Origin of the sequence: Mammaliicoccus sp. H-M34, from assembly GCF_022386495.1 — a bacterium.
GTDB classification, from domain to species: domain Bacteria; phylum Bacillota; class Bacilli; order Staphylococcales; family Staphylococcaceae; genus Mammaliicoccus; species Mammaliicoccus fleurettii.
In genome coordinates this window covers 250,164-262,624 of sequence record NZ_JAJNIK010000003.1, presented here as the reverse complement: position 1 = coordinate 262,624, position 12,461 = coordinate 250,164, and the positions used below count along the sequence as shown (strand labels likewise).

Below are 12,461 nucleotides of genomic sequence, written 5' to 3'. Positions count from 1 at the left end.
TGATGAGAGGAGTATTTATATATATGACTACTGAACAACAAACAATGTTTGATCAAGTTAGTGATGTACTTGAGAAATTAAGACCATTCCTATTACGCGATGGTGGTGACTGTGAATTAGTAGATGTAGATGATGGTATCGTTAAACTACGATTACTCGGTGCATGTGGTACATGTCCAAGTTCTACAATTACTCTAAAAGCTGGCATAGAACGTGCTTTACTAGAAGAAGTACCTGGCGTTGTAGAAGTAGAACAAGTTTTCTAATCACTTTCATTTTATTTATAAGTATTAAAAAAGCACCGTGCCATAAAGTTGGCACGGTGTTTTTTAATATTTCCTAGGTAATATTATTAATATTGTCGACTTACTTTATTATCATATTGTCCATTTATATGATTAATCATTTGCTCGTTAATATAGACCCAACCTTTCCAACCTATATGAACTGCATCTGTTATGACAAATGGTTCATATTCTTTATCGGTTATGTCATATACTTTCATATTATTCGATGTGAGCATTTTATTAATCTTTTGATATACTGCTTCTCTTTTGTCTCTATTAACATTAATATGATCATACCATTTTCCATTTGCTGGAATAACAACAAATAATGGATCTGCATTTACTTCTTTTAATGTGTCAATTAACAACTGTAAGTCATCGAATTCTTTCGACTTGTTATTGAACTCGTAATTTCTATTGTATCTTTTTCGTTGCTCTTTTAATAAATTCCAATATTGGTCATTCATTCCGAAATTATTAGTTGTAGAATGCTTTTCACCATATTGATTAGCATATAATCTCATTTCATCCCATTTCATATGACTAAAATGATGTTTAGAACTATTGGTTAAAGCGACTTTTTCTCTACCAAAAATAGACTTTAAAGCATCATGTTTTTCATGGATGTTATTTTCAAAATCATTCATAAACGTTCCTTCATCATACTGATGATTTTTTTTACTTAATACAGAATTTAAATATGGATCTGATTTTAATTGTTTAAATTGAACTAATCTTTTTGCAAATCTGTCTTTTAATTCTGGACTCAAAGATTTAATTTTAAATAAATGATCCGCTTGTAATGGTGAAAATCTAGCGCTAAAGTTATCATTTGTTAACCCATGATCAGTAAACCACTGGGGTGAAATGATGATAGCTACTTTTTTTCCATTTAGATTGTGTGCTTGGCTGCCAACATTAATTGCATGGATTAAATCTGTAGAGCCACCTGTTCCAATTAAATATGGCTTTAATTTAGCATTTTTATCTTTCAAAATATGCGCTGGATGAAATATATCTTGTTTTTCCAATTCACTTGAGCCAAATATAGGATAATAATGTTTACTTAACAACATTTCCTCTTGAGAGTGCACGCCTTTTAGTACAGAATCATTTAAAGAAATTGCTTCTTTATTAATATTGTCTTGTTTAGATAAAGATGTAAGCCATTCAACTGGAATTAATAAAAATAAGCCAAATAAAATACCACTTAACAATAAAGGCAACAATAATTTTATTTTCATTGTAATTCCTTAAGTACTTTTATAATTTTATTCGGTGTTGCCCACTCATCTCTATCAAAATCCGTAATTGTAACATCAATGTCTAAATTATTTTGAATTTCTAACAACAAGCCTATAGTTGCAAATGAATCTATAATCCCTTCTTCAAAAATTTCGATATCAGGGTTTTCTTTTACGATATCATTTTCAGCAACTTCAGCTAATATATTTAATACTTTTTCTTCAAAATTCATAATATAACTCCCTTATTTAATGTATTAATTTTCCTGAGAATAATAAAAATCCAAATGCTACACTATGGAATGTAATTAATATTGCGATCACATTCATTAACTTATAATTAAGTTTTGGCGGATGCTTTTTGCGCCATTGTTCAAAATAACCATATGCAATAAATAAGAATGCGTGATATAAACCATAAAGAATATAATGTATTTCAATACCATGCCAAATTCCCATAATAAAGAAATTGATTAAAAATCCCAGGTTAGATATTAACAGCTTATCTTTTAGTAATTTTTCTTTGGATACCCAAAAAACAAACCTCATATATATACAATCTCTGAACCAAAAAGATAAACTCATATGCCATCTATTCCAAAATTCTTTAATATTTTTAGCTTTAAATGGCTTGTTAAAGTTAATTGGAGTTTGAATTCCGAATAAATAACTAAATGCTATAGCAAATAAACTGTATCCTGCAAAATCAAAAAACAGATAAAAACTATATCCGTACATGTAATAAAGATAATTTAAAAAGGTAGGATCTGTATCAATTGGCGTAACTTTAATTACATTTTCATTTATGTAATAAGCAATAATATACTTATATAAAAATCCCATAAACACCATATGTATAGCTTTTATAAGCATTCCATAATAAACGTTGGGTTCAGGAATCTTTTCTTCATCCTTTATAAATCGCTTATATCTATCTATAGGACCTGAAGATATCGTTGGAAAGAATGTAATAAAATCAATTAGTTTCATTGTATTGATTGACTTTATTCTATTATCACGAATTTCCATAATGAGTTGAACGCTTTTAAATGCAATATACGAAATACCTAGAAATCCTATAAATTCAATTAATTTATTACCGTGAACTGTTATTTGAAAATTCCCTAGCCAACTACTTTGTAATATTTTCACAATAATTAAAGGTAATATTGAAAGTACTATTGCAAAAGCATAATTTTTAAACTGGTTTGTTTTCTTTGCTATCGAAATATAAACTCTAATCAATACAACTTGATAACATATATATAGAGCAAAGAAAATAAATTGATAACTTAAAAATTTATTATCAAATAAGTTTTTATTTTCATCCGAAAATATTAGTATGAGCATAACTAACGTAATTATTCGGTTATAAACAAGACTTCTCTTTCCGACTAACCCTAATATAATTACTGGTAACATTAAGGCTAAACAGATATAAAAATAGGTAAAATCCCCATATGGAATCATGGTTTTAACCTCTCTAATACTTTATTTCTATCTAACTTACCATTAGCAGTTAGTGGTAGATTATTCACAAAACTAAATTTTCTAGGAATCATATATTCAGGTAAATGAATTTTTAATTCCTGTTTTAAATGGAGTATCATGTCATTTTCGTTATCTATTTCTTGATTTGTAAGAATAGCAGTAGCATGTAAATATTGAACTTTTTCACCTTTTTTAATTGGTGATATAACGACTTGTTTAACTTCTGGCAATTGCTCTAAAACCATTTCAATTTCTTCTAGTTCCATACGATAGCCGTTAATTTTTATTTGGAAATCTATTCTTCCATGTATAAACCAATAACCATCACGAAACTCTGCTTTATCTCCAGTAAAATAATTTATTCGACCATCTATATTTTTAAATACTTTATTGTGCTTTTCTTCATCTTTTAAATATCCTTGGCTAATACTTTTACCAATTATCACTAATTCTTCATTATCAGCTAATTTTAATTGTGAATTTGGCCGTACAGTACCAATTGGTAAAGGATTAAATTTATCTAGAATTTCTTGAGTAATTTGAATACTTGTTACAGCAACCGTTGCTTCTGTTGGGCCATATGTATTGTAAATAATCGAATCTTTAAATTGATTGATTAATTTCTGTGCTGTCTTATGACTCAGCACTTCTCCACAGAAGAAAAACTGCTTTAATTTAGTATGTTGATCTTGATTAAATCCTGGTAATAATAAACACATTTCTAAAAATGATGGCGTTGATACCCAAGATTCAATGTCTTTACTATTTAGTAATTCATATAATTGTTTTGGCTTTTCAATCATCTTTTTATCAACTAGTTGCAACGTCCCACCTGTCATTAAGCATGGATATATTGCCATAACTGATAAGTCGAAAGAAAATGGAGCCTGATTCAACCACATACTGTTGTCGCCAAGCTTATTAAGTTGTAACATCCAGTTAGTAAAGTCCATTAAACTTTCATAACTAATTTGTACACCCTTTGGCAATCCAGTGGATCCGGATGTAAAAATTGTATAAACAGTATCTAAATTATTAATTCTATTTAATTCTTCCAAGTTTATTTGCGCTTCTTTACATGCTTCTATTGTTATTTGATTAATTTGTATATTATTCAATAAATTACCAGTTGTGTTAAAAATAAAAGCAGGCTCTACCTTCTCAATGATATGCTCTATTCTTTCTAAAGGAATCGATATATCTATTGGAACGTATCCAATGCCTGCTTTCATACTCGCAATCATACCTACAATCATAAATGGTGACATATGACCATATAATACAATTGGCTTATCAGAATCTTGGATTAACGTAGCTAATTTATTTGAATAAAGATCTAGTTCACCATAAGTCATCTCTTCTTCTCTATAGTTTATAGCAATTTTATCGGTATACCACTTACTCATAAACTCTACTTGTTCTAAGATGTCTCTCATAAATGTTCTCCTTCATTAAAATTCATTATATATAAAATCGTTACTTGCACTACCACCAGCATAAATCCAAAATAAAACAATCATGATTAAGAAATAAAAAATGGTTAAACCAACTATTTTGCAATTCTCAGATAGTAATATTTGCCTAATTTTTTCCATTGTAAATCTCCTCATGTTTTTATTTTGTAATTATTCTATTTTTATATTATATTCTATGTATAAAGAGATATCAACGAAAATATGTAAAATTTTAGCATTTATTGGAATTTAAAAGGGATTAAACACATTACAAAATTGACATATAAACTGTCATAACAGTCCTTATAAACAAGTTTAATGAAATTTAATTTTAATACCTCTTATAAAAAAAAGATGGTGAGATAAATTAATTATCTCACCATCTAATCATTAAATTAAAAGTCGTTTACTGGAGCGAAATAGACTTAAATCACGCTTTTTCAATCTTTGTCATCTCTATTTCTACACTGGTGTTACTGGTTCACTACCTGCGATAATTTGTTTTGCATTATCAACACAAAGTTGAACCATATGATCTCTTGTGTTTATTGAGCTACTACCTATATGAGGAACAACTATTACTTGTTTCATTTCTAAAAATGGATGATCCATTGCTATAGGTTCATTTTCTACTACGTCTAATGCTGCACCGAGAATTTCTTTTTTCTCAATTGCTTCTATTAAATCAGATTCTACGACATGTCCGCCGCGACCGATATTAATCAATATTGCACTATCTTTCATTTTCTTAAATGTTGCTTTATTAAATATGCCTTTGGTTTCAGATGTTAATGGAGCAGTACAAACTACAAAGTCACTTTCTGCTAACAGTTCATCCATATTTCTATATTCAACATTTAATTCTTTTTCAGCTTTTTCTTTTTTAGAACGGTTATGATATATCACTTTGCAATTAAACCCTTTTAATCTTCTGGCGAAAGCTTCACCTATTGCACCCATTCCATATATACCAACTGTAGATCCATGAACATCTTTACCTGCTAATAAGTATGGACCCCAACTTTTCCATTCGCCATTTTCTACATACTCAACCGCTTCTACAATTCTTCTTGCAGCAGTTAACATTAATGTAAATCCTAATTCTGCAGTCGTTTCTGTTAACACTTCTGGTGTATTTGTTACAATAACACCTTTATTATGAGCCAGTTCAATATCGATATTGTCATACCCTACTGCTAAATTTACGACTCCTTTAATTTTAGGTGCAGATTCAAAAAAGGTTTCATCTATTTTCTCACTTAATGTTGTGATTACAATTGTGGCATCTGCAGCACGCTTTAAAAATTGTTCTCTTGGCATAGGTTCTAATTCACTATCCCAAACATCTACTTCTGCAAATTGTTCTATTTGTTGAATAAATTTATTTGGCAACTGTCTAGCAACTAATACTTTCTCTCCCATATTCCCATCTCCTTATTTCAGTTATTTAATTACTTCAAATAAGTTCTTAACACTATAAGTTGGTAATATCTCTTTTAAGTTAATTTCTTCTAAAGATGTAACGCCCGTTTGCACATGTAATGTGTCAATTCCACTATTGATACCTGCTAAAATATCAGTATCATACAAGTCACCTATCATTACACATTCTTCTTTTGAGAGACCTATTTTTTCTACTGCTTGTTCCATAATAATTGTTTCTGGCTTTCCTATAAAGATTGGCGTTTGCCCAGTAGAAACACTTACAACACTAGTTAATGAACCATTACCTGGTAAGAAGCCTCTTTCATTTGGTATTGAAACATCTTTATTTGTTGAAATAAATTTCGCACCATTTCTTACTGCTAAACATGCAACTGATAATTTTTCATATGAAATATTAACATCCAGTCCCATAACAACATAATCTACATTTTGATCTTCTTTAATTACTAAACCAGCATCACTCAAAGAAGATTTCAATCCACTTCCACCAACCATGTATACAGAAGCTCCTGGTGATTCTTCACTAATATATCCTGCAGTAGCCATAGCTGAAGTGATAACATGCTCACCTGAAGTATTAAACCCCATTTTATTTAATTTTTCAGCTACTTCAGCAGGAGTTTTGGAAGAATTATTTGTTACAAATAAATAATCTTTATTGTTTGCATTTAAATATTCTATAAACTCGATTGCGCCTTCAATTATTTCTGAACCTTTATACATAGTTCCGTCAATATCAATAAAATAACCTTTATAATCTTTCATTTTTATCTCCTTCACCAAATGCTGTAACGGGTACATTTTCATTTTTCAAAAAATGTTTAGTGTCTTCAATTGCTTGTTTATAAAAAGGATTAGCTATTTCAAAAGCTTTTTTTAATTCGTCGTGATTAATGCTTTCATAATTACGAATTAATTCTTTTCTATAATCAATAGAATTTCTAATAGCTTCAGCAGTTGAAGGTTGGAATACTTTTTCAAGTTCCATAATATCAATTACATCTTTATAATTTCCAGGGTCTCTTAATATAAAAGCATCAATAATTAAGTTCCCAATATCTACGACAGATTCAATCATCATGTGTGCAATTCTTTCTAAAGCATACGAAGAATCCTTCTCAACTTCAAAATCAACTGTTAATTTTTCTAAATAATTCATTTTTAAATTTAATGTTTTGCTATCTACGAAATACATGTAGAAAACCTCCTATTCATATATAATAATATCATAATTTTGAAATATACGGCATTGCTCTGTATACTAAACAATTAAAGAAAGCTTTTAAATAAAGGAGTAACTATTTATGGTAGAAATGTTTTTATATGATGAAGAAGATGAAGCAAAAATTCAATTTGTCGGTTTTGTAGGTGAACATAGTAGATATGACTTAACACTTATTTATACAGACAGACATTACGGTAAAACAATCGTGCTTAATACTCAAAACAATAAATTTGGAATAATCGGAAAAGACGATTTAGAAGAAGATGGTTATATTAGCCACATCCTAGGTTTATCACCTGAAGAAGGAGAAGAAGTAACAGAATATTTACACGATGTTATAGATATTTAATGAATTGAGACTTAGTTATGTGACTATCACAAATAGCACTTATTACTAAAATGTTCATGAAAAATAACCAATCCAGATTAGAATTTAGATTGGTTCATAGATTTATCTTAGTCTCAAAATGCCGACAAAGTCTTAAACTTTGTCGGCATTTTTCTATGTGTGTCCTTTCCGCAGTTGTACTTATATGAGGTGTAGAAATCAGAAATATGGACCGATAAAATAAATTAACGGTCCAAAAATGAAGGATGTGAGAAAAATATGCTATAAATTTAAATATCATTCACACTTCTTCCACCTTGTCTGAATATAGATGGCCTATGTAAAAAGGCTGGGACAATTAATTTGTCCCAGCCTCTACTTTCTATAAATAATCTTTTAAAGTATTTCTAGAAGTTTGTTGTGTTTCAACTGTGTCTTCTTCTATAATTTTTTCTTCTACAATTTCTACTTCTTCGATTTCTTGTTTACTATTTTGTTGTATTGATGGTTCGATTTTTACATCATCTAATTTATTATCTTCATCTACAAAGTCAGCGTCTTCAGCTGTTAATTTCGTGATTTCTCCTTTAGATAAACGTCTTAGTACAAAATATTTACATCCAAAGTTACAATACTCGAGTAAATAATCTTGTATTGCCGAAAATCGTTTATTGGCATCGCTTTTTTTATTAGAATCGTGATAAAAACCTTTTAAACGAAGTTGGTCATAGCCAAAGTCGCCAACAATATAATCATATTTATCTAGTATTTCAGAATAACGTGATGTAAATTGTTCTTCATTGAATGATTGTTGATCGTCTTTAATTACTTCAAAATAGTTATTTTCTATTTTAGTTAACATTCAATCACCTTATTGTTTATTAAGTTCCTGCTCACCTAGAATATGTTTTTGTTTAGCTGCTTCATTTACTTGTTCGTCAGCGTGATATGAACTACGTACCATTGGGCCAGCTTGACAATGCTTGAAGCCTTTTTCCATTGCTACTTTTCTTAATTTACCAAATTCTAACGGCGTATAATATTTTTGAACGTTTAAATGTTTACGTGATGGTTGTAAATATTGTCCGATTGTCATGATATCAACATCGTTTGCACGTAAATCATCCATTGTTTCGTAGATTTCTTCAACAGTTTCTCCTAAACCTACCATCAAGCTTGATTTTGTAGGAATATCTGGATACATTTCTTTTGAACGTCTTAAAAATTCTAGCGTACGATCGTATTTTGCACGTGCTCTAACTCTTGGTGTTAATCTTCTAACTGTTTCGATATTATGGTTTAAAATATCTGGTTTAGAATCCATCAAAGTTTCTAACGCTTCATAACTACCGCCCATATCTGAAGGTAATATTTCTATAGTTGTATATGGATTTAATTCTCTTACTTTACGTACAGTTTCAGCATAAACGTTTGAACCTGCATCTTTCAAATCATCTCTTGCAACAGCTGTAATAACGACATGTTTTAAGTTCATTAATTGTACTGATTCTGCAACACGTTGTGGTTCGTCTAAGTCTAATTCGTTTGGAAGACCTGTCTTAACTGCACAGAAACGACATGCTCTTGTACATACTGCTCCTAAAATCATAAATGTTGCAGTACGTCGTTCTCCCCAACATTCATGAATATTCGGACATTTTGCTTCTTCACATACAGTATGTAGATTCTTTTCACGCATCATTTTCTTTAATCCAGTGTAGTTCTTGTTAGTATTTAACTTTATTTTTAACCAGTCTGGTTTACGTAATATTTCTTCATTTTTAGTAGCCATATACGTGAACACCCTTCTATAATTAATTTTCATCTTCGTTCATTATAACCAAAATACGTATAAATTTAAATGCTCCTTACACTTTCTTTTCTTTTTGTATTAACTTTTGTTCAAAAATATTTCTTAAAAACTCGGGCATAATATAATTTATATTCATATCTTTCAATATCGGAAAATATCTACCAAATGTATACATATCAATTGTTCCTAGTTTATATTGCTCGTGATCTTGAACTTCAATACCTTTTACAAAGCATTGGCCAGTGGATTCTATATAGCCGATATTTTTAAATACATATCCACCAAAAATATCTCCCCTGAATCCAAAACCAATCGCAATTTCATCCATATAGGACTGTTCCATCGCTTTGTAAATAATTTGTTTAAGCTCCACGCCTCTTAATTCAATTGAAACAGTATTTATTGGATGAGGTAGCATTTGATGAATATCATATTCAGTTATTTTACTATCATCAATTTCTTTAACAATTAAGCCTGCATTTATGATTGCGCAATCTGCTTCTGTAAACTCTAATACACTTTCACAAAGTAAATCCGTCGTATAACTCGCACTATTTAAACGGCGAGGTAAAGTTATTCTCCTATTTAAAACCGGTTTATCTAATAGTGATTTCCCTTTTTCTTCATAATTATTAGGAATTTCATCCAATAAAGTTGTATCGAGTATCTTTGCTTCTTTATGAATAACTTTATTATTTTCGATCTCTAAATCTACTTGCCCAACATAGTGTCCATACTTACCTGCAGCAGCCATCAACACCCCATTTTTTTCTTCTCCACGTTCAAAATAATGATGTGTATGTGCTCCAAAAATCACATCAATTTCTGGACACTCTTCGCATAACTGTTCGTCAAAAAAGATTCCTACATGACTCATAACAATTAATACATCATAATCTTCTTGAACTTGTGAGATTTCATTTTTTAATGCAAGTAACGGTGAAGTCACTTTCCAGTCTAAAGTTTCATATATATGATTAAATGGTGCTGTTAAACCTATCAAACATACTTTAATGCCATTAACATTTTTGAGTACATGAGATGTTAAATGATTAGGTAAATTACTATTAAGATCAAACAAATTACAACATGTTACATCAAATTGAGCATCATCATACAAATGGTTGAGTGAATCATGAGAGATTGTCATGCCTTCATTATTTCCAAGTGTCACAACATCTACATTGCTATCATTTAATATTTTAACATTCTCAGTACCTTGAGATGCTTCAGTTAATGGATGGAACAAGTCTATATGGTCACCTATATCAATATATAATGAATCATGTTGAAGTTTGCTTCTTTCATCTTTAATATATTGAGATATTTTTGCATATGTATTTAAATGGCTGTGTATATCATTCGTATGAAAAATTGTAAGCTTCACAGATTCAACTCCTTATAAAATACTTTTTATAATCAAATATATACCTAAGATTAACATTGTAATTCTTAAAATTAAAACAACTGTGTCTGATTTCATTCTACTATTAATTTTCACTCCAATTTTCGCTCCAAAGTAACTTGAGATAATCAATACAATTGCATGTACCCATAATACATTGCCTTGTATAACATGACTCACTGAACTTGATAAACTAGAGAAGAAAATCATCATCATACTTGTCCCTACTGCAACATGTGGTGGGAATTTAAATACAATAATCATGAGTGGTGTCATCAATGCGCCACCACCGATTCCAAATAATCCAGTCGTAATACCTACAATAAATGCTGATATAACAGCTGCAATTGGTGGTATGCCATATTGATGTTTTTCTCCTGTTTTATCAATAAATGATTTTAAATATTTTTCTTGTTGAAAATATTTAATTGGTTTCACTTGATTTCGAATCATTAAAATAATAGATATAAGTATTAGAAAAATACCAAAATATAAATTAAATGAATCTAATGTGAAATATTTACTTAAATATGCACCTACTAAAGCTCCAGGAATAATGCCAATCAAGAATATTAAACCATTCTTCACATCAACTTGTTTCGTTTTTAAATAGCCTAACGTAGCAGTCAAACCTGTTGTAATTAAAATCACAGATGATGTACCAATTGCTCTTTGTGGCGTCATACCTGAGAGTAAATGGTGATCAATTCCAAAGTAAACAAGTGATGGAACAATAATTATACCGCCACCTATTCCTACTAAAGCGCCTATAACTGCAGAACAAACGCCTATAATAATCAACACTAAATATGCCATAATTTCCACCTCTAAAATAATTTAAGTTGTTTAGGTGCTAACCCTTCATACTTTATATCTAATAACTTTTGGTAAGTTTTGGCATTTTGTGCAGCATGACCACCGGAATTATTATTAAATACTACATATATATCTTTTGCTTTATGGTTTAAGATCTTAACTTTATCTGATAGTTCTTTTAGTTCCGCTTCATTATAATCATATAAATATCTTACATCACGCCACTCTTGATCAGTCATGTCTTTTTTAGTCCATCCATTAACATTTCTCCCATGATATCGAACAAAAGCTACATCATGTGTAATACGATTAATAAATGGAATAGAACCTTCACCGCTTTGCGGCTCATCACAAACACTATGAATAAATTTCATCTCAGTTAAAAATTCTAAAGTGTATTCTTTTACATCATCTTTAAACCAAGAACGATTTCGAAATTCAATACACACATCAAAATCCTTTAATTGCTCTCTAACATAACGTAAATAATTAATATTTTGAGGTTGTAAATCAAACCAAGGTGGGAACTGAACTAGAATCATCGCTAATTTACCAGAAGCTTTTAAGGGCGCCATAGAATCTTTAAATAAGTTAAACAACTCTACCTTACCTGAAGCAAAATCAGTTATTTCAGCATGACCAGTTAAAGCCTGATGTATTTTAACAACAAATTTAAAATTATTTGGTGTTTCACGAATCCACTTCTCAATATTTCTTTGTGGCTGAATCGCGTAATAAGTCGCATCCAATTCCACAATTGGAAAATGAGCAGCATATGCCTTTAATTTATCTTTTTTATTAGAAAGATCCTCATATAAACTATCATGATCTCCCCATCCAGTTAGGCCAATTTTTATCATATATTATCACCACATTTATCATACCATATCGAGTATTTATAGTTCATTTTGTTTGATTAAAATCATGTAAAAAGAAGATTACTTTTTGTCTA

General features: G+C 29.9%; 14 protein-coding genes and 1 pseudogene. 2 read left to right on the top strand and 13 right to left on the bottom strand.

Annotated elements, in window-relative coordinates:
• The first annotated feature begins 23 nt into the window (after nucleotides 1-23).
• A complete protein-coding gene (locus LQ608_RS05590; protein ID WP_017001072.1) occupies nucleotides 24-266 on the top strand; it encodes a NifU family protein in 243 nt (80 codons plus the stop codon).
• A gap of 86 nt (nucleotides 267-352) precedes the next feature.
• Here the strand turns inward: LQ608_RS05590 and dltD are convergent, their stop codons facing one another.
• From dltD to LQ608_RS05550, 8 genes are all read right to left on the bottom strand, one after another.
• Entirely contained in the window at nucleotides 353-1,531 is a 1,179-nt protein-coding gene (dltD, locus tag LQ608_RS05585; RefSeq protein WP_239750586.1) for a D-alanyl-lipoteichoic acid biosynthesis protein DltD, read from the bottom strand.
• Nucleotides 1,528-1,764 (bottom strand): D-alanine--poly(phosphoribitol) ligase subunit 2, encoded by a 237-nt coding sequence (gene dltC / locus LQ608_RS05580; protein ID WP_078357680.1) that lies wholly within the window; start codon nucleotides 1,762-1,764, stop codon nucleotides 1,528-1,530. The genes dltD and dltC overlap by 4 nt, the downstream gene beginning before the upstream one ends.
• A 16-nt stretch (nucleotides 1,765-1,780) precedes the next feature.
• A complete protein-coding gene (gene dltB / locus LQ608_RS05575) occupies nucleotides 1,781-3,001 on the bottom strand; it encodes a D-alanyl-lipoteichoic acid biosynthesis protein DltB (protein WP_239750579.1) in 1,221 nt (406 codons plus the stop codon).
• Nucleotides 2,998-4,458 (bottom strand): D-alanine--poly(phosphoribitol) ligase subunit DltA, encoded by a 1,461-nt coding sequence (gene dltA / locus LQ608_RS05570; RefSeq protein WP_239750578.1) that lies wholly within the window; start codon nucleotides 4,456-4,458, stop codon nucleotides 2,998-3,000. The genes dltB and dltA overlap by 4 nt, the downstream gene beginning before the upstream one ends.
• A gap of 15 nt (nucleotides 4,459-4,473) precedes the next feature.
• Nucleotides 4,474-4,617 carry a teichoic acid D-Ala incorporation-associated protein DltX gene (locus tag LQ608_RS05565; protein ID WP_078357683.1) on the bottom strand — a complete coding sequence of 48 codons (144 nt, stop codon included), beginning with the start codon at nucleotides 4,615-4,617 and terminating at the stop codon, nucleotides 4,474-4,476.
• Between the two features lie 321 nt (nucleotides 4,618-4,938).
• The gene (locus LQ608_RS05560; RefSeq protein ID WP_239750577.1) at nucleotides 4,939-5,898 is read right to left on the bottom strand and encodes a 2-hydroxyacid dehydrogenase; all 960 of its coding nucleotides are present in this window, start codon (nucleotides 5,896-5,898) and stop codon (nucleotides 4,939-4,941) included.
• A 21-nt stretch (nucleotides 5,899-5,919) separates the two neighbouring features.
• Nucleotides 5,920-6,687 (bottom strand): TIGR01457 family HAD-type hydrolase, encoded by a 768-nt coding sequence (locus LQ608_RS05555; protein WP_239750575.1) that lies wholly within the window; start codon nucleotides 6,685-6,687, stop codon nucleotides 5,920-5,922.
• Entirely contained in the window at nucleotides 6,674-7,117 is a 444-nt protein-coding gene (locus tag LQ608_RS05550; RefSeq protein WP_239750568.1) for a DUF86 domain-containing protein, read from the bottom strand. Before LQ608_RS05550 ends, LQ608_RS05555 begins: the two co-directional genes overlap by 14 nt.
• Before the next feature lie 109 nt (nucleotides 7,118-7,226).
• Here LQ608_RS05550 and LQ608_RS05545 point away from each other — a divergent pair, with 109 nt between their 5' ends.
• Nucleotides 7,227-7,496 (top strand): DUF3055 domain-containing protein, encoded by a 270-nt coding sequence (locus LQ608_RS05545; RefSeq protein WP_115337669.1) that lies wholly within the window; start codon nucleotides 7,227-7,229, stop codon nucleotides 7,494-7,496.
• 463 nt (nucleotides 7,497-7,959) lie between these two features.
• Here the strand turns inward: LQ608_RS05545 and LQ608_RS05540 are convergent.
• The 5 genes and pseudogenes from LQ608_RS05540 to LQ608_RS05520 all read right to left on the bottom strand — a co-directional run.
• A pseudogene (locus LQ608_RS05540) lies at nucleotides 7,960-8,337 on the bottom strand (YutD family protein); the annotation flags it as partial.
• Nucleotides 8,338-8,346: 9 nt separating this feature from the next.
• A complete protein-coding gene (lipA, locus tag LQ608_RS05535; protein ID WP_078357689.1) occupies nucleotides 8,347-9,267 on the bottom strand; it encodes a lipoyl synthase in 921 nt (306 codons plus the stop codon).
• Nucleotides 9,268-9,343: 76 nt separating this feature from the next.
• Entirely contained in the window at nucleotides 9,344-10,675 is a 1,332-nt protein-coding gene (locus tag LQ608_RS05530; protein ID WP_239750566.1) for a bifunctional metallophosphatase/5'-nucleotidase, read from the bottom strand.
• 12 nt (nucleotides 10,676-10,687) lie between these two features.
• A complete protein-coding gene (locus LQ608_RS05525; protein ID WP_239750565.1) occupies nucleotides 10,688-11,509 on the bottom strand; it encodes a sulfite exporter TauE/SafE family protein in 822 nt (273 codons plus the stop codon).
• A gap of 11 nt (nucleotides 11,510-11,520) precedes the next feature.
• Nucleotides 11,521-12,369 carry a DUF72 domain-containing protein gene (locus LQ608_RS05520; RefSeq protein WP_239750556.1) on the bottom strand — a complete coding sequence of 283 codons (849 nt, stop codon included), beginning with the start codon at nucleotides 12,367-12,369 and terminating at the stop codon, nucleotides 11,521-11,523.
• Between the last annotated feature and the right edge of the window lie 92 nt (nucleotides 12,370-12,461).